The sequence below is a fragment of the Rahnella perminowiae genome (genome assembly GCF_019049695.1).
GTDB classification, from domain to species: Bacteria; Pseudomonadota; Gammaproteobacteria; order Enterobacterales; family Enterobacteriaceae; genus Rahnella; species Rahnella perminowiae.
The window spans coordinates 221,349-242,950 of the sequence record NZ_JAFMOT010000188.1 but is presented as its reverse complement, the minus strand read 5'-3'; the positions used below and the strand labels follow the sequence as shown (position 1 = coordinate 242,950).

Below are 21,602 nucleotides of genomic sequence, written 5' to 3'. Positions count from 1 at the left end.
ATGTTATCTATGAAGTCAGGTCGTTATATCGGTGTGATGTCCGGCACCAGTCTGGACGGTGTTGACGTGGTGCTGGCCGCCATAGATGAGCACATGGTCGCGCAGCAGGCCAGCTATTCACATCCTATTCCTCTTACGTTGAAAAACGCCATCCTTGGCATGTGTCAGGGGCAACAGGTCACGCTTGAGCAGGTCGGGACGCTGGATACCCAGTTGGGAATTTTGTTCGGTGAAGCGGTTTTAGGTCTGCTGAAAAGCGCCAAAGTCTCGCCGGAAGAAGTGACTGCCATTGGTTGCCATGGGCAAACGGTCTGGCATCAGCCAAAAGGGGAGGCGACCTTTTCCATGCAGCTGGGGGATAATAACCGTATTGCAGCCATGACCGGCATTACTACCGTGGGCGATTTTCGTCGCAGGGATATGGCATGGGGCGGGCAGGGCGCGCCTCTGGTGCCTGCTTTCCATCAGGCATTGCTGGCCGACCCGGCCGAGCGCCGTATGATCCTCAATATCGGTGGCATCGCCAACCTTTCAATGTTACTGCCGGGCCAGCCGGTGCGGGGTTATGACACCGGCCCCGGCAATATGCTGATGGACGCGTGGATCTGGCGCCATCTCGCCCAGCCCTATGATAAAGGGGCTGAATGGGCACATCAGGGGCGGGTGAATTTACGTTTGCTTCAGCAGATGCTGTCTGATCCTTACTTTGCCGAACCGGCACCGAAAAGTACCGGTCGTGAATACTTCAATATGGGATGGCTGGAAAAACAACTGGCGCGTGCTTGTGAAATCTCCCCGGCGGATGTGCAGGCGACGCTGGCTGAACTGACTGCGGTAAGTATCGCCGAGCAGGTGCAACTGGCCGGTGGATGTGACCGGCTGATGGTGTGCGGCGGCGGGGCGCGTAACCCGTTACTGATGGCGCGGCTCTCCGCCATGTTGCCGGGCACGGAAGTTTGCACCACCGATGCCTGTGGTATCAGCGGTGATGACATGGAAGCGCTGGCCTTTGCCTGGCTGGCATTCCGTACGTTATCGGGTCAGCCGGGGAATCTGCCATCGGTCACTGGCGCAAGTCGTGAAACCCTGCTTGGTGCGATTTATCCGGTTGTTTCAACCCGTCCCTGATGCGTTCTCGGTTTTATCTCAATGTGTTGCGTGCGCTGGCATGGTAAATAAAAGGGATAAATCAAGAGCACCCGGGAGCACCGAATGAAAAAGGCAATTATCGCGACGTTAGCAGGTCTGACCCTGGCAGGATGCAGCCAGTTCAGCCACCAGACCGAAAGTCCCACTGAAGAATTACACTACCAGTGCGGCACCTTACCGTTAACGGTTACGCTGGATAAACCGGCTAAGCAGGTCAATATGGTTCTCGATGGTGAACAGCTGAAACTGAAACAGATTGACGCCGCTTCCGGCACGCAATACAGCGATGGCCGTTACACATTCTGGTCTAAAGGTGATCAGGCTTTTGTGCAGCGCGGTGAGAACGTCATCATCGACGATTGCGTTCAAAAATAAACCTCTCCGTTATATTTCAGACTGCAGATGCGTTAGCCGCATTTGCTCACCCCGGTCACATAGTTATCTATGCTCCCGGGGATCCCCACTTTGCCGCCATGCTGCATTATCGTGGGCAGCGTCATTTTTGATAGCCTTCCTTTCTCTTCGCTGCATCAGGAACATTGAGATCCTGACGCGGCGGGTGCACAATGCGTTTACCTTCCTAAGATACGCAACTGAATCCATATGCCTGATAACAAAGAGTTTGATATTGCGGACTCGCGCCGCGAATACACCCGTGGCGGGCTGCGTCGTGCTGATTTAACCCCTGAACCCCTGCCTTTATTTGAACACTGGCTGAAACAGGCCTGCGATGCCCGTCTCGCTGACCCGACGGCGATGGTGGTAGCGACGGTTGATGAGCGCGGACAACCTTTCCAGCGCATTGTGCTGCTCAAGCACTACGACGAAAAAGGACTGGTATTTTACACCAATCTGGGCAGCCGTAAGGCGCAGCAACTCGCGAATAACTCGCGCATCAGCCTGTTATTCCCGTGGCACATGCTGGACCGTCAGGTCATTGTGCTCGGTCAGGCCGAACGTCTGTCGACGCTGGAAGTGATGAAGTATTTCACCAGCCGGCCGAAAGATAGCCAGATCGGCGCGTGGGTATCGCAGCAGTCCAGTCGTATTTCGGCGCGCGGTGTACTCGAAAGCAAATTCCTCGAACTGAAACAGAAATTCAGCAATGGGGAAGTGCCACTGCCAAGTTTCTGGGGTGGTTTTCGCGTCAAAGTGGATTCGATGGAGTTCTGGCAGGGCGGTGAACATCGTCTGCACGACCGGTTCATTTATCAGCGTGATGAAGCTGAGACAGAAACTGGCTGGAAAATAGACCGCCTCGCACCTTAACCACGAAAAAACACGCGATTCCCTAGCGCTCGGGCGACGAGCGCTTTATTCTATGTCGTTTCCCGTAAAGGTGAGAGAAAGGGCACATGCGCGGCATGATGTCAGACATGAATCTGCACACATTCAGTACCTATTTCTGAGTACAAACAAACGGAGTCTTTGATGGCGAGCAGCAACCTGATTAAACAATTGCAAGAGCGGGGCCTCATTGCCCAGGTGACGGATGAAGAAGCGTTAGCAGAGCGACTGGCGCAAGGGCCAATTGCACTCTATTGCGGTTTCGATCCTACCGCAGACAGCTTGCATTTGGGACATCTGGTGCCTTTGCTTTGCCTGAAACGCTTCCAGCTGAACGGCCACAAGCCTGTGGCGCTGGTGGGTGGCGCCACCGGTCTGATTGGCGACCCGAGCTTCAAAGCCACCGAGCGTAAGCTGAACACCAATGAAACCGTGAACGAGTGGGTGGAAAAAATCCGTCAGCAGGTTTCGCCGTTCCTGGATTTCAGCTGTGGCGATAACAGCGCTATCACTGCCAATAACTACGACTGGTTCGGCGGCATGAACGTGCTGACTTTCCTGCGTGACATCGGCAAACACTTCTCTGTTAACCAGATGATCAACAAAGAAGCGGTGAAACAGCGTCTGAACCGCGATGACAGCGGTATCTCCTTCACCGAATTCTCGTACAACCTGTTGCAGGGTTACGATTTTGCATCCCTTTACGATCTGCACAAAGTTGAGCTGCAAATCGGCGGTTCAGACCAGTGGGGCAACATCACGTCAGGTATCGATCTGACCCGTCGTCTGCACCAGAAACAAGTGTTCGGCCTGACCGTTCCGCTGATCACTAAATCTGATGGCACCAAATTCGGTAAGACCGAGGGCGGCGCAGTCTGGCTGGATCCGAAGAAAACCAGCCCGTACAAATTCTACCAGTTCTGGATCAACACCGCAGATGCCGACGTTTACCGCTTCCTGAAGTTCTTCACCTTCATGAGCATTGAAGACATCAATGCGCTGGAAGAAGAAGACAAAACCAGCGGCAAAGCGCCACGCGCGCAGTACGTTCTGGCCGAAGAAGTGACCGGTATGGTCCACGGTGCAGAAGGTCTGGCGGCTGCAAAACGCATCACGCAAAGCCTGTTCTCCGGCTCCCTGAGCGAAATGACAGAGGTCGACTTCGGCCAGCTGGCGCAGGATGGTCTGGAGCTGTTTGAAGTGCCACGCGATACGGATCTGCAACAGGCGCTGGTCATCGCCGGTATGGCACCGTCGAAAGGCCAGGCACGTACCCTGATTTCGTCTAACGCGGTTTCTGTAAACGGCGAAAAGCAGACGGATACAGAATACAGCTTCGCTGACAGTGACCGCCTGTTTGGTCGCTATACTTTGCTGCGTCGCGGTAAAAAGAACTACACACTGTTGCTCTGGGCATAAGCCTCCGGTCGGTAGAACGGGGGGCTGTGAGGCCTCCCGCTTTCGTTCACTGATATCAGTAATCCCGCCATCTCCCCGATGACGTTACAATCGGAAGTTCTTCATGAAAAGCATTCTTTCTATCCAGTCACATACGGTTTTCGGACACGCAGGTAACAGCGCGGCGGAGTTCCCTATGCGCCGTATGGGCGCAAACGTTTGGCCGCTGAATACAGTGCAGTTTTCTAATCATACGCAGTACGGACACTGGACCGGCTGCGTGATGCCGGCCGCCCATCTGACCGAAATCGCGCAGGGGATTGCAGAAATTGACCGTCTGAAGGATTGTGATGCGGTACTGAGCGGCTATATCGGTTCACCGGAGCAAGGACAAAGCATTCTTGAGATTGTCCGTCGGGTGAAGGCTGCGAATCCGGACGCCTGGTATTTTTGCGATCCGGTGATGGGACATCCTGAAAAGGGCTGTATTGTGGCGCCGGGCGTTGCTGAGTTCCACTGCAACCAGGCGCTGGTTAACTGCGACATAATCGCCCCAAATCTGCTGGAACTTGAACTGCTAAGCGGCCACGCGGTGGCAAGCGTTGACGAAGCCGTCGCCACAGCGCGGGAGCTGATCAGCAAGGGCCCGAAAATTGTGCTGGTGAAACACCTGAGTCGTGCAGGCTATCACAGTGACCGCTTTGAAATGCTGTTGGTGACTGCAGATGAAGCCTGGCATATCGACCGTCCGCTGGTTGATTTCGGTGTCCGTCAGCCGGTTGGCGTGGGCGATCTGACCAGTGGTTTATTGCTGGTGAATCTGCTCAAAGGTGAAGCACCAGATAAAGCGCTGGAGCATGTGACCGCTGCTGTTTATGAAGTCATGCTTGCCACGCATGCAATGGGTGAATACGAGCTGCAAATCGTGGCGGCGCAGGACAAAATGGTTAAACCTGAGCATCACTTCCCGGCGGTAAAACTGTAAGCACTGCCTGAACACCTCTTTTCCTGAATACACAAAAACGCCCCGTGCTGTTGCAGCCGGGGCGTTTTTTGTGATCACATCGCGAAAGCGATTATTTCAGGCCTTCAGCCGACAGCGCGGCATCAACAGCCGGACGTGCGGCAACGCGTTCGAGATAAGCATTCAGTTCAGTCAGTGCGCTCAGATCAAATTTCAGCGCTTTGGCCCAGCCCATCACGGTAAACAGGTAAGCATCTGCCACGCTGAAACGCGCACCCAGCAGGAAATGATTGTCTTTCAGGCAGGCATTCACGTAAGCAAATTTTTTACTCAGTGCTTCGCGGGTTAATGTCTTGAACTCTTCCGGCGTTTTGGGATTAAACAATGGCGAGAAACCTTTATGCAGCTCAGTTGCAATGTAGTTCAGCCATTCCAGCGCGTGATAACGGGCCAGTGTGCCGGCTTCCGGCATCAGCTGGCGGTCTGGTTTCTGGTCTGCCAGATACTGCACGATAGCCACACCTTCGGTCAGAATACTGCCATCATTGAGCAACAGAGTGGGGACCTGCCCCTTTGGATTCACTGCCAGAAAATCATCACCGGTTTCGGTTTTCCGGGTTGCCAGGTCCACTTTCTCAATGCTGAAGTCCAGACCCGCTTCACGCAAGACGATATGGGGGGAAAGGGAACACGCACCGGATTTATAATACAGTTTCATAAACACTCCATTGAATGGGCAACACATCTCACCCCGCAGTTTCATAGGGACGCAACAGGGCTATATAAAAACTGCTTCTATCCTAGAACCGGCGGGAGCAAAAGTCAGTGTTTTAATTGTGACAGTGCGTCCGGTGATTCATCTTCTGATGAACTCAACCGTCAGTTCTCAGCGCGAGTGCTGATTCAGAAAGTCCCGCACCGCCCGTTCAACATTTTCCGGTGCAGGCAGCATAGGAGAACGCAGTTCGTTATCCATTAACCCGTCCAGTGATAACGCGTATTTGATGGCAGCCGGATTGGGAGCAGAAAACATCAGCCGGATCATCGGCAGTAAGCTAAAGAAGGTTTTACGCGCCGCAGCCATATCCTGCTCTTTGAACTGCTTTATCAGCTGAACAAACTCTTCCGGGAAGATATGCGACGACGCGGCAATCGCCCCTGTACCGCCCAGGCTCAGGGTGGAAAATATCTGTACGTCTTCGCCACACAGCACGTCAAGTTCTCCGTCAGCAATCAGTGAAAGCGTCAGATCTATGCTCCCGCCGCAATCTTTGACGGCTGTAATACGGGGATGTTTGGCCAGCTGGCGGAATGTGTCCAGCTCCATCTGTACGCCGGTACGATAAGGAATATTGTAAAGCACCACCGGCACTGTGGCGTGATCTGCAATTTCTGTAAACCAGGCGACCAGCGCGGCCTGAGAGGGACGAATATAATAGGGCGCGGGGATCAGTAAACCGGCAACCGGACGGCGTAAAATCGCCTCCTGCATTTCACGGATAACGGGCATATGCGTGCCTGATAGTCCCATGATCACCTGACGGGCTGGCACCACCTCCAGCACCGCATCCAGAACCTGCAGTTGTTCTTCTTTGGTGAGCATAGGGGCCTCACCGGTTGTACCACACACCACGACGCCGTCAACGCCCCGTTTGAGCAGCCGGGTGCACAATGATTTCAGCGCAGTAAAATCAATCTCACCCTGATGAAAAGGCGTGACCAGCGGGACCCAGATACCTGAAAACGATGACATGATGTGATTCCTTAAACGGCGTGGTTTATCAGCCTCGGATCATGTCAGTAAAACAGGGACGAGCGCCAATTGAATGAATTAATAAGGTGTTTTGAGTTATCTATGGTGCTTATAAATCGTTGAGCCAGATACGGGATAACATGTTCATTTCATCGCTCAGTAAAGTTTTTAACACATCAACCGGCACGGGGCGGGAGAACAGATAGCCCTGGAGATGTGAGCAACCTGCTGATACTAAAAAGGATTTCTGCAACTGATTTTCGACGCCTTCGGCAATGACGTTGAGATGCATTTTATTACCAAGCTGGGATACGGCAGAAACGATCGCGGCGGTATCATTCACTTCTGTGACATATTGCACAAATGAACGGTCAATTTTCACGCTGTCTACCGAAATATCTTTCAGCAAACTGAGGCTGGAATAACCCGTACCGAAATCATCCAGCGAAACCTTAACCCCAACCTTACGTAATTTAGCGAGATGGCTGAGGCTGGTCTCGTTGGCATTCATGACGGACGTTTCGGTCAGTTCAAGTTCGAGTCGAGAAGGCGGGAAATCTTCCTCAGCCAAAACCGCCAGAATACGCGGCCCGAAATCCTGTTCACCGAGCTGAACGGCTGAAACATTGATCGCCAGATTAAGCCGCTCAAAATTTCTGATATCGCGACATGCCTGACGCAAAACGATTTCACCGAGCTGAATTACCAGCCCGGTTTCTTCGGCCAGAGCGATAAACTGTACCGGCGAGACCTGTCCGAGCACGCCGTGGTTCCAGCGTGCCAGCGCCTCAACGCAAACGACCTTCTCATCACGGCTGCGCAAAATAGGCTGATAAACGCAGGTCAGATCGCCTTCTCTGGCCAGCGACTCCGCCAGCGCTTTCACCATAATGCGTTTACTGACGCTGCTGGCATCAAGTAATTCAGAATAAAACGAAAACATATTTTTGCCGCGCTGCTTGGCTTCCAGCAGCGCCGTATTGCCGCGGCGCATGATCTCGCCGGCGGTAATATTCTCTGCGCCAAACATCACAATGCCGAATGAAATTGTCATCATCGGATTGGCCCGCGTCAGCGTAAACGGCTGGCGCATCATCACCAGTATTTCCAGCGCCAGATTATTGGCCATTTCACTGGTCGGACTATTGCGCAGAATAATCGAGAATTCATCGCCACCAATGCGCGAAACCGTTCCGCTGCTGCCGACTTCATTACGCAGACGTTGGCCGAATTCACAGAGAATGGCGTCACCTGCCTGATAGCCATATGTGTCGTTGATGTAATTGAAGTCGTTGAGATTGAGCAGGAAGAGGGCGTGAGGTTCAGGGCGATACATGCGCTGGGCGGCAATCTGGCTAAGCTCCTCACTGAGCGCCGTCCGGTTGGGCAGGCCGGTCAATACGTCATGACGGGCAAGGTAGCGGATCTGCGCTTCTGAATTGCGCAAAAGCGAAATATCCATAATGGAGGTCAGAATGAAATGCCGTGCCTCCAGCGTAACGCGCGATTTACGCACCAGCACATTGCGGCGGTTACCTGATGGGTCAACCAGCGTTTCTTCGTTGACCGTTTTTTCGCCGGTTTCCAGAACTTCGATATCGCGTTCACGCTGCCGTGCCGCTTGTTCAGGATCCGTAAAAAAAGAAACCTCCTGACCAATCAATTCTTCCCGTGAACGCCCATAAAATTCGCTGGCTTTCTGATTAAGGAATACCAGTTTACGCTCATTATCTTTAAGGACTGTTGCTTCGGGAAGCGCATCAAGAACTGCCTGGCATATCGCAATATCTGTAAGCATGAGTTAAATACCCCGGGCAGAAAATGAGTGTGATGTGGCACTGTATGTTAACCAGTAAACTCATAAGATTGTTTTTTCCAATTATTACTCACAATTGGATGAGAATATTACCGTTGTTTTTAAATTTTAAAATTCAATTGGTTATCACGCACTAAGTAAGGTATTCGATATATTATTCGGGTGAATAACGATCAACTTAGTTCAATGCGTTTTTTAGCGACGAATTTTAGCAGTTACAAAGCATGATCTGCCTGAATGAATAAGTGCGGGCTCGCATCCTGATCAGGTATCACCGGATGCCATACTGATACTGAGCGTTACCAGCATATTATGCTGCGAATTCAGGGCTAACCAACGCTGACAGAAGCAGGCGAAAATGTCGTCAGTTAAGATCCCGCAAAAATTCGCTGAGCAAGTGTGTCAGAAATAAGCAATGAAAGAATATTACAGGTATGCAGGCGGTTATTCTGAACAATCATGGGGACCGGACAGAGGCACTTTTATCCTATTGAGGAACGACTTTATAAACGGTGAAACGGAGAAATAAAAACAGCCTGGAATGAAGTATCAGAGATGCTTTTTAGTCCCAAATTTTTCATCCCATTCGCGTCGGTAACTGCGGGATTGTTTACGACCTTTCAGCCAGAGGAAAGTACACACTACACAGACGCCCGCTGAGAAAACAATGTTACGCATATCCTGATCATAAAAAATAACCAGCACACAGTCGAGAGCCGCCACAATCGCGAACCATTTATGCATGTGCGACTGCCTGCGGGTTTCTGCATTCATTCTTTTTAGCTGGCGTCCCTCATCCAGGACTTTTCTTTTTACCATCGCACGCCCCCGGTTTGAGTTGAGCCAATAATGTGACTGACAATTAATTAAGAATAGCAAACAGAAAACGGGTTTCTGCTGCGTAATATTAACTGATCCCGGAATTATTATCGCGAACAACATGTCAGTCTGATTTGTCAAATAGCACGGTTTACTGGCTGTTTTTGCACACTTTTAGAACGCCAGCACCCACTCAAAAATAGATTTTTTTGGTGTAAAAGTATTACCAATTGCTGCTGAGGATTGATTTCACAGCCTGTAGTGGATTATCGTTTCGGAATTATCTTAATTTTCGGTGAGAAAATGGGCGATTCATCATCACGAAAGATCGTTGATAGTGCGAACATTTATCAGGATTTCGATACCCGTTTTTACGAATGGGAAGACGGAATGTCCAGCGCAGGTTTCAAACTTGAACTGCCCGATCGCCACCGGGAAGAGTTTGACTGGGGCGTCACCGGCTACAATTTCGGTCGGGTGATTGGCGGTGTGCTGACTGTCAGTGAGCATGATATCAACCGTCAGTACGGCAATCTGTTCTCAATGCCTGATCATATCGTCATTTTCATTGTGATCGTCGGCGGGATGGCGTGTCAGTGCTTCGGCGAGCGGTTCATGCTGAATCAGGGGGATATTCTGATCCAGGATATGTCCCAGCCGATTAAAATCCATGTGTATCCGGGCGATCAGAAACCGCGTCTCGGTTCATATCAATACATTATTATGCCCAAGCACAGCCTGCATTTTAATGTTGATATCGCCTCGTTACACGGGAAGCGCATTCCTGCTGCCTCTCCGGTGAACATTATTCTGCGCAACCATTTTGCGACGATGGTGCAGGTTTTTGATCAGATGACCGAACAGGAAGTGCTGAGCACCGGTGAGGGTGCGGCGTCGGTATTCCTGCAAACCCTGCACCTGGTGGCGGGGAAAAAGGTGGAACATCCGTTTGAGCAAAGTGCACGTCTTGAGCGCATTTGTCTGTATATCGAAAAGCATCTCGGCAAACCGATCAGTATTGATATTCTGTGCAAAAATTTTGCTATTTCGCGCTCCGGGTTATATCGCCTGTTTGAACCGCTTGGTGGTATCGCGCAGTTTATTCGCAGCCGTCGGTTATTGCTGGCGAAGCGACTCCTGCGTACCTCTTCTATGTCTGATCAAAGTCTGGCTGCTATTGCGAGACAGTGTGGCCTGGAACTCAGCGCCTTACGTCGCTATTTCCATGAATTCTATGGCGCAACGCCTTCCGAAATGCGGGAGAAATTCCGCCGTGATGCTGAACAACTCGGGCAGATAGATGCCACCCATGTGAATTGGGTGGCTTCGCTTTAATGATCTGATTTGCCAATAATTGCTCAGAAAGTGTTAAATATTTACGTGTTTAGTGATCTGTCACTATTCTGATTTTTTCCTCCGCAGGGCGGAATCAGAGCCGTTTTTCCAGCCAAACGCGTAGACTCGGTGGAATAGTCATCAATAATCTTTGAGAGTGCATTATGTTATTCCCTCAACCGGCAGTTGATGAACCGGCTCGTCTTGCCATACTGGCTTCCCTGGGCATTCTGGATTCTCCCGGAATTGAGGAGATTGACCGTATTACCCGGATGGCTGCCCGGCAGTTTCAGGCCAAGGCTGTTGTTGTTTCATTGATTGACGCGGACCGGCAGTGGTTCCTTTCACACACCGGCGTTGACATTAAACAGTCTCACCGTGATATCTCATTTTGCGGTCATACCATTCTCGAATCCGGCCCGCTGATTGTCAGGGATGCCCGGCTCGATTTGCGCTTCCACGATAATCCGCTGGTCACCGGTAATCCCCATATCGTGTTTTATGCCGGTTGCGCCCTGCATTCGAAAGAAGGGGTGGCGCTGGGGGCATTATGTCTGGTTGATGACCGCCCCAGGGAATGGTGTGAGGAAGATCAGCAAACTTTGCTGGATATGACAGCGCTGGTTCAAAGTTATATTTTGCACCTCGAAAACCGGCAGTATACGGCGCGGGTAGAAGACAATCTGGCGAAAAGTGAAGCTTTGTTTGAACAGACATTTGCTCACGCTGCCGTCGGGTTCTCCTTAGTCGGACTCGACTGGCGCTGGCTGCGCATCAATCCGCAGGTATGTAATATGCTGGGATATGCCGAACATCAGTTGCGTGATTGTCTGTTGCAGGACGTGACCCATTGCGATGATCTTTATGCCGAAAACGTGCTGATTCCCCGTCTGCTTTCCGGTGAAATCAACAGCTTCAGCGTAGAAAAACTTTTACAGCGGGCGAACGGCAGTACGCTCTGGGTGACGCTGACGGCCTCACTGGTGCGTAATGTGACCGGCGAAGCCCATCACTACATTGTTGTTATCAGTGACATTACTGAGCGTAAACATATCGAACAGGCGCTGTATTCGCTGCAGGAGGATCTGGAACGCCGTGTGGCTGACCGCACGCATGAGTTACAGGTGACAATGGAACAGCTCCATCAGGAAATTGCGCGGCGTCTGACCCGTGAACAGGAGCTGACGGAAAGCAAAAAACGCCTCAGGGCCATCACTGATAATATCCCCGCGCTGATTTGCCATGTTGATGCGAATGAGCAATACACGTTTGTGAATCATTTCCACGCCAACTGGTATGGCGTCGAAGAGACACAGGTCTGCGGGAAGCAGGTCAGGGAGGTCGTGGGGGAGCACAGTTATGACAAGATTAAACCCTATATTCATCAGGTGTTGCAGGGCATGACGGTGAGTTACGAAATCGAATTGCCGGATTATTACCGCCATGGCAAAGGCGGCGTTTTGCATACCACGCTGATCCCTTGCGACGATATCCGTAATGGTTATTACGGCCTTTCAACCGATATCAGCGAAATAAAAGCGCTGCAGGCTCAGCTGGAATTTGAAGCAAATCACGACCCGCTGACCGGATTACCGAACCGGCGCGCCTTCCAGCAATCATTGAGTTATACCGCCGGACATCAGGAAAAAGCAGAAACCGACATCGCATTGCTCTTTTTGGATATTGATAATTTTAAAGTCTATAACGACACCTACGGGCACGAATTTGGTGATTTGATCCTGAAGTTTTTCGGTCATACCTTACGCGATAATCTGCGTTCGCAAGATATTGTGGCACGTCTGGCGGGAGATGAATTTACCGTTTTGCTGAGTCAGTTGAACAATACTGAAAATGACGTCAGCCGCATTTGCGTCAGTCTGATGAATGCATTGCACTCAATCGAGCATGTCGCAGGCGTCCCGGTGGCATTGTCTGCCAGTATCGGTGTGGCGATAGGCCGCGCACGCCGGCCTTTGCTGCCGGATACGCTGATGGCGCGGGCCGATGCCGCGATGTACCGCGCAAAACAAAGTGGGAAAGGGCGATATTATTTAGGGTAAAAGTCTGTACAGATCGGCGTTTCTTAGGTTTGGATGATTATGTTGCAAAAACGCCTCCCGGAGGAGGCGTTGATAAACTATCGGCAGAGGCTTCTGTGTTTACTGAGCAGAAGCCAGTTCAGGTTGCTTCTCGTCAGTTTCGCGATCCAGCGTCATGCGGTGCAGTTTAGATGCAGTCACCAGCATCAGCACAGCAATCACAGCTGTTGCAATACCAATCTGCAGGAAGACGTGACTGTAAATGGCCAGTGAGGCATGGGCGTCATCAATGTCAGAAGGCACGGCTGTCAGGTTGGCAACATATCCTGCGATAATCGCCGCGGCTGCGGTGGTCAGGAACCAGGCACCCATGATGAAACCCATCAGACGCTGTGGAACCAGCTGAGCCACCATCGCCAGACCCAGGCCGGAAATCATCAGCTCGCCAATACTTTGCAGCGCGTAGCTCAGTACCAGCCAGTTTACTGACACGATGCCTTGCTCATTCGCCAGGCTCGCACCCCACGGCAGCACCAGGAACGCACCGGAACATAACACCATACCCATCGCAAACTTGTGTGGCATTGGCATGCGGTCGCCGACCTTGGTGTAGATAGCTGCGAGAACCGGGCTGGCCACCATGATCCAGAATGGATTCAGCGCCTGGAACTGCTCAGGCTGGAAGCTGATACCCAGCAGGTCGTGACCTACGTTGTGGATAGCGAAGAAGTTCAGCGAAGTTGGCATCTGGCTGTACAGCACAAAGAACACCACAGCTTCCATCATCAGCAGGAACGCCACAATCATCTTCCGGCGAGCAATGCCTTGCATTGAGAAGGTTTCTTTTGCAAAGACAATAATGATACCCACGGAAACCACACCCAGAACCATACGTGCAATGGTTTGGTTATGCAGTAACCAGCTTGACAGGAATACCAGCGCCACGACCCCGGCCAGCACCATCAACAGTTTCTTGAACTGCAGCGGCGCGAAGTCTGGTTTCGAACCCTGACGTTTGACCCATTTGCGGCAGAACAGGAAGTTCACAATAGTGATCAACATACCCACCACGCTCAGGGAGAACGCGACGCTCCAGCCATACTTTGCAGCCAGCCACGGTGTTGCCAGCATGGAGAAGAATGAACCAATGTTCACCGACATGTAATACATGGTGAATGCGCCATCAAGACGCGGATCATCTTTTTCGTAGCAGGTAGAAAGCAATGAGGATGGATTTGCTTTAAACAAGCCACTGCCGACGGCGATAGTCGCCATACCCAGATAGACCCAGAAGATTTCGTGCCCGGAATAGGCAACGAATGAATAACCTAACGCCAGAACAATCGCGCCAAGCACGATCACGCGTTTTGAGCCCAGCACTTTATCACCCAGCCAGCCGCCGATAGCCACAAAGCCATACACAAGCGCACTGAATGAGGAGAACAGGGTGATGGAGTCGGCTTCACTCAGGCCAAGCATTTTGACCAGGTAAACCGCCATGATCCCTTGCAGGCCGTAGTAACCGAAACGTTCCCATAATTCGATGGAGAAGATCAGGTAAAACGCTTTTGGCTGTTTGAAGGCGTTAAGACTCACGCTTTCATTGTTTGGTGTTTTGTTTGCAGTTGACACTCGTACCTCTGTTTATTCCTTCCGGCCATAGAGGGCGGAAACGCATAAGTGGCGCGAAATAAGCACCCTTTGCATTGTTATAAGATGGGATGACGGCAAGTAATGTTCACTAACTTCGTAAATGTGGCAAGGAGTTTGACATATGCTGTTACATTTAACTTATCCGGCGTGATTAATCTGTATTCGAAATGTTATGCAGAATTAATGTTTATGTTTTCTAAATAGGCAATATGAATATGTTGTATGAATTATAGTCTCTGTTTTTACATTGTCATTGTTTTACGATGAAATGATTAATCAGTTTTATCATCTGCCATGAAGTGAATAAATAGTGAATATTTCTATGTTACCGGGGTTTATGAAGTGCTTTATGAATAAATAATTTACTGCTGGAGATCTACCCGCAACGCCGCACAGTGTAATGTGATCAGCTTCTCGTTTTAACACTAAATTTCCGATTGAAAATAAGATTAATACGACTTATGCCGGTTAGGTGGTGCAGGGGTTTACAATTGGCATCACCGGCAGGTGAATATCCTGCCGGAATGAGGGGGTACAAGGAGAGTAAAAAGTAGGACTATTGATTCAGGGTATCGCCCAGCGTCTGAATCAGCCGGTTTGACCAGCTGAACAGTGCCGTTGTCAGCAGAATATCCAGAGATTGTGTTGCTGAATACCCGGCATCAGACAAACCATGCAGCTGGCGCGCATCAAAACGTTCCGGCGTCCGTGTCAGGGTGACCACCGCCTCCAGCAAGGCAGCCTCTTTTTTGTCTTGCAGATTTTTCGACAGCGTATCGATGGCATCATCACGGTGATTTTCTGTGAATAAATCATTAATCAGCCTCTCATTACCGCCCGCCTCGAGATACAAACGGCCGTGGATCCCGGCGCAATACAAACAACCGTTCAGCTGTGACGTGGTGACGGCAGCCAGCTCACGCCATGTAGCGACCGGATCCGCACCTGCCTGCATAATATTGTTAAATACTGCAGAAAATTCGCTCAGCGCGTCGGCATCATGTACCAGCAAAGTATAGAAAGACGAAGAGCGGGCATCAGGTGCGATTAAATCCAGCACATCCTGCTGATGCTGGCTGGCATCTTCCGGCACCACTTCAGGTAATCGTGACGTCCATTGCAACATTGCGAGTGAAAATCCTTTTTGCTCACATCCTTCCGGTGAAGGAAACCCCGGCAAGACGGCGGCAGCGCGTCCACGTAAACCATTAAGAACCGCCAGAACGCGCGCCTGATAGCTGACAAAGCCAATCAGCTGCGTAAAGGTCACGATATCGCGCGTGCTGAAACCGACATCATAAAGCTGATGCAACATCGGCACCGTAATCAGTGTTGGCTGGGTAGCAAGGAGTCGTGCGAACTGGGTAATGTGGGTCTGGCGGATGTTACTTTTACGGGAGGCATCAGGGCTGGGTAGCGGAGCGAGTCGGGCAGCGTAATGGCTACAGAGTATCTGTACGCCGGTGACCTGTGCCACTGTCAGAGCACTACTGAGACGGTCATACAATGATAGTGTTTCAGTACGCGAAACCTTCAGCGTGTCAGGAAACAGCACCTCATAACAGGTCCGGGATGCCCGAAGCAGTCGCTGGCGTTCATTAAGCAACTGGCGAAGCGTCGGGTCGAGCTGAGCATCAAGGCCCAGCAGAAAGCGATCCTGTACCAACGCAGCGTGGGGATCGAGCGGAAGATGACCATATTGGCTGGATTGTGTTTCATGATACCAGCCGCTGTGTGCGGCCTTGCGTTGTTGTTCCATGAACGGGTCCTTTCTTCAAGCCTGTTACTCAGGCAAATTATCAGACCCTATCGTTGCCGATACCGCTGTCGATATAAAATAATGTTAAGCGATAAATCATATCTAAAAGGAATAGAAGGGGGTGAATTTGCATAAAAAGAAAACGGTGACAGTTTCCTGACACCGTTTAGGGGGAGAATCTGCCCGTCTATTACCCTGCAGAGGGATTAATTACCGTCCCGACGCCAGGCATCAGCCGTCAGCGCTTCACCGAAGTGACTGGAAATCAACCGTTTGGTCAGGTCATGCAGCGGTGCTGCCAGCACTTCGGCCGTATTCCCACGCTCCACCACTTCGCCTTCGTGCATCACCAGTACCTGATCGCTGATGTGTTTCATCATGCCCAGATGCTGAGTCACATAGATATACGAGATGCCCTGTCTTTCCTGTAATTCGAGCATCATATTGATGATTTGCGAACGCATTGACATATCCAGAGACGCCAGTGCCTCATCGGCCACGATGACTTTGGGTTGCAGGATAAGCGCGCGCGCCAGTGCCACGCGTTGTTTCTGACCGGACGCCAGCATATGCGGATAATAATTAGCATGATCGGGCAGCATCCCGACCAGCCGCAACGTCTCGTTGATGCGTTGTTCGCGCTGTTGTGCATCCATTTCGCTGTTCAGACGCAGTGGCGCTTCAAGTAACTGTCCGATACGCTGACGCGGATTAAGTGAGGTGCTCGGATCCTGGAAAATCATACGGATTTGCTGGCTGCGAAAGCGATAATCACCAAACGCCAGCGGATGTTCATCAATGAGAATTTCGCCACCGCTTGGCTCGACCATGCCGGAAAGCATTTTAGCCAGCGTCGACTTGCCCGAACCATTCTCGCCGATGATCGCCAGCGTTTGTTTTTCGCGCAGTGTAAAACTGACCGGTTTCACTGCCTCGAGATTCATCTTGCGGAACAGTCCGGTGCGATAACGGAACGTTTTGCTCAGATTACGGACTTCGAGCAGAGTTTCGCCCATTATTGCTCCTCCATGTTCAGCGGGAAATGGCAGGCATACGCATGGGTTTTAGCCAGACGCAGACGCGGCGTTTCAATGCATTTTTTCTGCGCGTAAGGGCAACGTGGTCCCAGGCGGCAGCCAATCGGCAAATGTTCCAGCGAAGGAATGGCACCCGGCAAGGTATTCAGACGGCTTTTATGCGGTAATGAACGGCCGAAATCCGGCATCGCGCGGATCAGTGCCTGTGTATAAGGATGATGTGGCGAGGCCAGCAGTTCTTCACACACCGCACTTTCAACAGTTTGCCCGCAGTACAGCACATTGACGCGGTTCGCCCATTTGCTCATCATTTGCAGATCATGACTGATCAGCAAAATGGTGGTGTTATTGTTCTGATTGAGCCGCGCCAGCAGACGGAAAATCTGCGCCTGCGTAGTCGGCTCCATGGCATTCGTCGGCTCATCAGCAATCAGCAAGCGTGGCTGATTTGCCAGCGCGATGGCGATCATCACTTTCTGGCATTCGCCTTCAGTCAGCTCATACGGATAACTGGCCATAATATCTTTGTGATCTTTAATGCCGACGCGGTGCAGCAGTTCGATGGCGCGTTTTTTCCGCCACTTCCAGCGCTGATACCAGCGGCCTTTATAGGTCCAGCCGGGGATCGCCTGAATCAGCTGGCGGCCAATGCTTTCCGAAGGATCCAGACAGGACTGCGGCTCCTGGAAAATCATCGACACGTTTTGCCCGACCAGTTTGCGCCGCTCACGGGGCGTCAGTTGCAACAGGTCGATGTTATCAAAGCGCATACGGTCAGCCGTCACACGCCAGTTATCTTTGGTAACGCCACAAATCGCTTTGGCAATCAGGCTCTTACCCGAACCGGATTCCCCTACCAGCCCGCGAATTTCACCGGCGTTAAGCGTCATACTGACGCGGTCGACGGCTTTGACCGGGCCCTCGGCGGTCATAAATTCGATGGTCAGATTGCGGATATCGAGTAACGGCATTATTCCACCCCCGCGTTAATCGCCCGGCGCACACCGTCACCCAGCAGGTTGATCAGTAGCACGCTGATAAGAATGGCGGCACCCGGCAGCATGACTGTCCACGGCGCAACGTACACCAGTTCCAGCGAATCGCCGAGCATGGCACCCCATTCCGGTGAAGGCAGTTGCGCGCCCAGATCCAGAAAACCTAACGCGGCGATATCCAGAATCGCCATAGACAGGGCACGGGTAAATTCCGTGGCCAGCACCGCGACAATATTCGGCAAAACGGCAAAACGCAGGATTTGCCAGGTAGAGGCCCCATCGAGACGCACGGCAACCACATATTCTTTTTCCAGTTCATCATGCACGGCACTGTAAATGGTACGGGAAATACGCGGCAACAGGGCCAGCCAGACCGCCAACATCGCATGTTCAAGCTTCGGGCCAATAAACGCGACCACGACAATTGCCAGCAGCAGGGAAGGGATCGACAGCAGTGTATCGAGAATATGGTTCAGAATGGCCGATTTCAGGCCACGGCTGATCCCTGCCAGCACACCGACAATGACGCCACATAATGACGCGGCCAGCGTGATCAGCAGCGCGCCGCCAATCGTCGGTGCCGCGCCGGTTAACATCCGGCTAAGTAAATCACGCCCCAGATCGTCTGTGCCAAGAAAGAACGACACATTGCCGTAGCGTGACCAGGATGGCGGCAACAGCTGATAGCCAAGAAATTGTTGATCGAGCGCGTAAGGGGCTAATAAATGGCCAAATATGCACAGCAATAACAAACCGAGCACACCGTAGAAACCAATCATCGACAGCGTGTCGCGATAGAAAATCCCCCAGGTGTGGCGCAGCGGGCTCGGAACCTGTTTTTCGCGGTATACATTATCGAAGGGCATACCATTCCTTATGTTTCAATGGATTCATCAGTGCACCCAGAATGTCTGAAAGCACATTGACCACAATGACCAGCGAGCCAACGACCATCACACCGGCTGAAATCGCCGCATAATCCTGCTGACGGATGGCGTTAATCAGCCAGCGTCCGATGCCCGGCCAGTTAAACACCACTTCGGTAATCATCGCCAGTGTCAGCATGGTCGAAAATTGCAGGCCGAGTTTTGGGATGATCGGTGGCAATGCATTGTGTAATACATGACGACGGATAATCGTAAAGCGTGATAAACCCCGGGTTGCGGCAGCTTTCACGTAGTTTTTTTCCAGCACATCATCGGTAGAAATGCGCATCAGGCGGATCACTTCAGTCGTCGGTGCAACGGCCAGTGCGGCGATCGGTAAAATCATATGGCGGATAGCGCTCATGATCATCTCATGGCGGTATGGCGAATCAGAAAGCCACGCATCAACCAACGTCAGGCCGGTGACGGTTTTCAACTGATAGAGTAAATCCAGCCGACCGGAGACCGGCAGCCAGCCCAGTTGCAGCGAGAAGAACAGCATCAGCAGCACCGCCAGCCAGAACACCGGGATGGAAAAACCGAGCAGGGCGATGCTGCTGATGGCCACATCCGTCCATTTTCCGCGCATCACTCCCGCCAGAATGCCAAGCGGGATGCCGACGACTAACGCCAGCGCAAAGGCCAGAACGCACAGTTCAATCGTGGCCGGGAAAACCGCTTTCAGCTGATAAGTGATGCCTTCGCCGTTGATGCTCGACACACCAAAATCAAACTGGCAAAGACCCGCAAAATAGAAGCGGTAGGCATCCCATAAAGAGGCACCGCGCAGTGGCGCATTCGGCGTGAAATAACTCAGGCTGAAGGCCACCAGACTGAGAAAAAACAACGTGACCAGCAGGAGCAAAATACGGCGTAGCGTAAAGATGATCATGGGGCTTTCCTTCCTTCGTCATCACGGCTCTTTTCATCATCACGAAACACGCCGGCAAAAGAGGAGTTGCCAAACGGGCTCAATACCAGCCCTTTAATATCGTAACGGTAAGCCTGAAGGCGCAGGGAAGAGGCCAGTGGCAACACCGGCAGCTCCTGCTCAAGTATCTTTTGCGCCTGCTGATAAAACTCAATGCGCTGAGAAAGTTGTTGTGACAGCAACCCCTGACGCAGCAATTCATCAAATTCCGGGTGACACCAGTGAGCATAGTTGGTCTGCGAATGAATCGCTGCGCAACTGAGCATCGGGCGGAAGAAACTGTCCGGGTCATTACTGTCTGTTGACCAGCCGGATAACGTCAGGTCGTGATTCATCTCCATCAGCTTTGCTTCCTGGAAACGTCCCTCGACCGGGACAATCGTCACTTTAATCCCCACCTGCGCCAAATCTGCCTGAATGAGTTCAGCGGTTTTCAGCGGGCTGGGGTTAAATGACTGTGACGCCGTCGGCACCCATAAATGCAGATTAAGGTTTTCCTGTCCGAGGTCTTTAAGGATTTGTTTCGCTTTATCCGGATTGTATTCCGTCACCTGCGCGTTGCTGTCATAAGCCCAGGACGCACGCGGCAGAATAGACGCAGCGGTTTCAGCAGTGCCGTAATATATGGACTGCATCAGGCGCTGATTGTTGATCGACAGCGCGACTGCCTGACGGATACGCGGATCATTGAGCGGGGCTTTGTTGGTATTAAAAGCCAGATACGCAACGTTCATCCCCGGACGCAGGGAGAGACGCAAACGCGGATCCTCACGTAATATGGACAGCTGACTGGCTGCCGGATAGGCCAGCACATCACATTCACCGGTCAGCAGTTTCGACAAACGCCCGGTGCCGCCAACGCCCATATCAATCACCACCTGCGACATGCGCGGCGTCCCTTTCCAGTAATGACCGTTGCGCGCCAGGCGTACATACTGGCCGGTGCGATATTCGCCTAACTGGAACGGGCCGGTGCCGACCGGCTGGCGATCAATCTCTTCTTCGTTGCCAGATTTTGTCAAATTCGCGGCATATTCAGCGGAAAGCACCGGTGCGTAGTGTGTCGCCAGATGCCACAGGAATGAGGCGTCAGGATTATTCAGACGAAACTCGACAGTGTAGTCGTCGAGTTTTTTGATGCTTTTCACCGCCCGGGCAAACTGCAGACTGTCAAAATACGGGTATTCCTCACCGTTTACAGCATGGTAATGATTATTCGGGTCGATAATACGCTGGAAGCTGAATACCACGTCGTCGGCATTCATTTTACGCGATGGCGAAAACCAGCCGGTTTTCTGGAAAGGTACATCTTTGCGCAGATGAAAACGGTAGGTTGCGCCATCATCCAGCACTTCCCAGCTTTGCGCCAGTTCGGGGATCAGGCGATAGGTATAAGGATCAACATCCAGCAGGCGGTCGTATAACTGTGCGGCCAGCGTATCAATAATCAGCCCGCTGCTGGCTTTCTGCGGGTTAAAGGTATTGACCATGCCGTTAACACAATAGACAAAGCCGCTCTGGCGAATATCTTTCACCGGCGCACTGACCTCTGACGGGCTGGCGTGTGTTGGGGCAGTTTCAGCAAAGACTGCAGTGGACAAGCCGCTCAGTAAAAGCATCCACAAAGTTAGACGGCGCATAAAGGCTTCAAAGTTAAGGTGCAATACCGTCAGTGTATCGTACTCTGCCAGGTACCCCAATCCATTGAGCAAATCAGCGCATGATCCTGCGGCACTTCGCG

The 21,602-nt window shown here is 51.8% G+C and carries 18 protein-coding genes; 7 read left to right on the top strand and 11 right to left on the bottom strand.

Features of this window, described 5'->3' with window-relative positions; all coding sequences use genetic code 11:
* Positions 1-9 precede the first annotated feature (9 nt).
* The 5 genes from anmK to pdxY all read left to right on the top strand — a co-directional run bounded on the left by anmK (position 10) and on the right by pdxY (position 4,819).
* Entirely contained in the window at positions 10-1,128 is a 1,119-nt protein-coding gene (gene anmK, locus J1781_RS24670) for an anhydro-N-acetylmuramic acid kinase (RefSeq protein ID WP_129951687.1), read from the top strand.
* 84 nt (positions 1,129-1,212) lie between these two features.
* The gene (locus tag J1781_RS24665) at positions 1,213-1,524 is read left to right on the top strand and encodes an MliC family protein (protein ID WP_129951686.1); all 312 of its coding nucleotides are present in this window, start codon (positions 1,213-1,215) and stop codon (positions 1,522-1,524) included.
* A 228-nt stretch (positions 1,525-1,752) separates the two neighbouring features.
* Positions 1,753-2,418, top strand: coding sequence for a pyridoxamine 5'-phosphate oxidase (pdxH, locus tag J1781_RS24660; protein WP_129951685.1), 666 nt, complete (start codon positions 1,753-1,755; stop codon positions 2,416-2,418).
* Positions 2,419-2,580: 162 nt separating this feature from the next.
* Positions 2,581-3,855, top strand: coding sequence for a tyrosine--tRNA ligase (tyrS, locus tag J1781_RS24655; protein ID WP_129951684.1), 1,275 nt, complete (start codon positions 2,581-2,583; stop codon positions 3,853-3,855).
* A gap of 103 nt (positions 3,856-3,958) precedes the next feature.
* Complete coding sequence (gene pdxY / locus J1781_RS24650) at positions 3,959-4,819, top strand: pyridoxal kinase PdxY (RefSeq protein ID WP_129951683.1); 861 nt, start codon at positions 3,959-3,961, stop codon at positions 4,817-4,819.
* A 91-nt stretch (positions 4,820-4,910) separates the two neighbouring features.
* Here the strand turns inward: pdxY and gstA are convergent, their stop codons facing one another.
* The 4 genes from gstA to J1781_RS24630 all read right to left on the bottom strand — a co-directional run bounded on the left by gstA (position 4,911) and on the right by J1781_RS24630 (position 9,186).
* Entirely contained in the window at positions 4,911-5,516 is a 606-nt protein-coding gene (gene gstA, locus J1781_RS24645; RefSeq protein ID WP_129951682.1) for a glutathione transferase GstA, read from the bottom strand.
* 168 nt (positions 5,517-5,684) lie between these two features.
* Entirely contained in the window at positions 5,685-6,551 is an 867-nt protein-coding gene (dapA, locus tag J1781_RS24640) for a 4-hydroxy-tetrahydrodipicolinate synthase (protein ID WP_217234328.1), read from the bottom strand.
* 109 nt (positions 6,552-6,660) lie between these two features.
* Positions 6,661-8,349, bottom strand: coding sequence for a putative bifunctional diguanylate cyclase/phosphodiesterase (locus tag J1781_RS24635; RefSeq protein ID WP_217234327.1), 1,689 nt, complete (start codon positions 8,347-8,349; stop codon positions 6,661-6,663).
* A gap of 567 nt (positions 8,350-8,916) precedes the next feature.
* Positions 8,917-9,186 (bottom strand): hypothetical protein, encoded by a 270-nt coding sequence (locus J1781_RS24630; RefSeq protein ID WP_129951679.1) that lies wholly within the window; start codon positions 9,184-9,186, stop codon positions 8,917-8,919.
* Positions 9,187-9,489: 303 nt separating this feature from the next.
* Between J1781_RS24630 and J1781_RS24625 the strand changes: the two genes are divergently transcribed.
* Both J1781_RS24625 and J1781_RS24620 read left to right on the top strand, forming a co-directional pair.
* Positions 9,490-10,521, top strand: coding sequence for a helix-turn-helix domain-containing protein (locus J1781_RS24625; protein ID WP_217234326.1), 1,032 nt, complete (start codon positions 9,490-9,492; stop codon positions 10,519-10,521).
* 164 nt (positions 10,522-10,685) lie between these two features.
* Positions 10,686-12,581: a diguanylate cyclase domain-containing protein gene (locus J1781_RS24620; protein ID WP_217234325.1), complete on the top strand. Its 1,896-nt coding sequence runs from the start codon at positions 10,686-10,688 to the stop codon at positions 12,579-12,581.
* 99 nt (positions 12,582-12,680) lie between these two features.
* Here the strand turns inward: J1781_RS24620 and dtpA are convergent, their stop codons facing one another.
* From dtpA to sapA, 7 genes are all read right to left on the bottom strand, one after another.
* On the bottom strand, positions 12,681-14,192 hold the full coding sequence (dtpA, locus tag J1781_RS24615; protein WP_129951676.1) for a dipeptide/tripeptide permease DtpA: 1,512 nt from the start codon (positions 14,190-14,192) through the stop codon (positions 12,681-12,683).
* A 577-nt stretch (positions 14,193-14,769) separates the two neighbouring features.
* Complete coding sequence (locus tag J1781_RS24610) at positions 14,770-15,972, bottom strand: CMD domain-containing protein (protein WP_217219422.1); 1,203 nt, start codon at positions 15,970-15,972, stop codon at positions 14,770-14,772.
* Between the two features lie 206 nt (positions 15,973-16,178).
* A complete protein-coding gene (gene sapF / locus J1781_RS24605) occupies positions 16,179-16,988 on the bottom strand; it encodes a putrescine export ABC transporter ATP-binding protein SapF (protein WP_129951674.1) in 810 nt (269 codons plus the stop codon).
* On the bottom strand, positions 16,988-17,980 hold the full coding sequence (gene sapD, locus J1781_RS24600) for a putrescine export ABC transporter ATP-binding protein SapD (protein WP_129951673.1): 993 nt from the start codon (positions 17,978-17,980) through the stop codon (positions 16,988-16,990). Before sapD ends, sapF begins: the two co-directional genes overlap by 1 nt.
* Entirely contained in the window at positions 17,980-18,870 is an 891-nt protein-coding gene (gene sapC, locus J1781_RS24595; protein ID WP_129951672.1) for a putrescine export ABC transporter permease SapC, read from the bottom strand. The genes sapD and sapC overlap by 1 nt, the downstream gene beginning before the upstream one ends.
* Entirely contained in the window at positions 18,857-19,822 is a 966-nt protein-coding gene (sapB, locus tag J1781_RS24590; RefSeq protein ID WP_129951671.1) for a putrescine export ABC transporter permease SapB, read from the bottom strand. The genes sapC and sapB overlap by 14 nt, the downstream gene beginning before the upstream one ends.
* On the bottom strand, positions 19,819-21,501 hold the full coding sequence (gene sapA / locus J1781_RS24585; RefSeq protein WP_217234324.1) for an ABC transporter substrate-binding protein SapA: 1,683 nt from the start codon (positions 21,499-21,501) through the stop codon (positions 19,819-19,821). The genes sapB and sapA overlap by 4 nt, the downstream gene beginning before the upstream one ends.
* Positions 21,502-21,602: the final 101 nt, after the last annotated feature.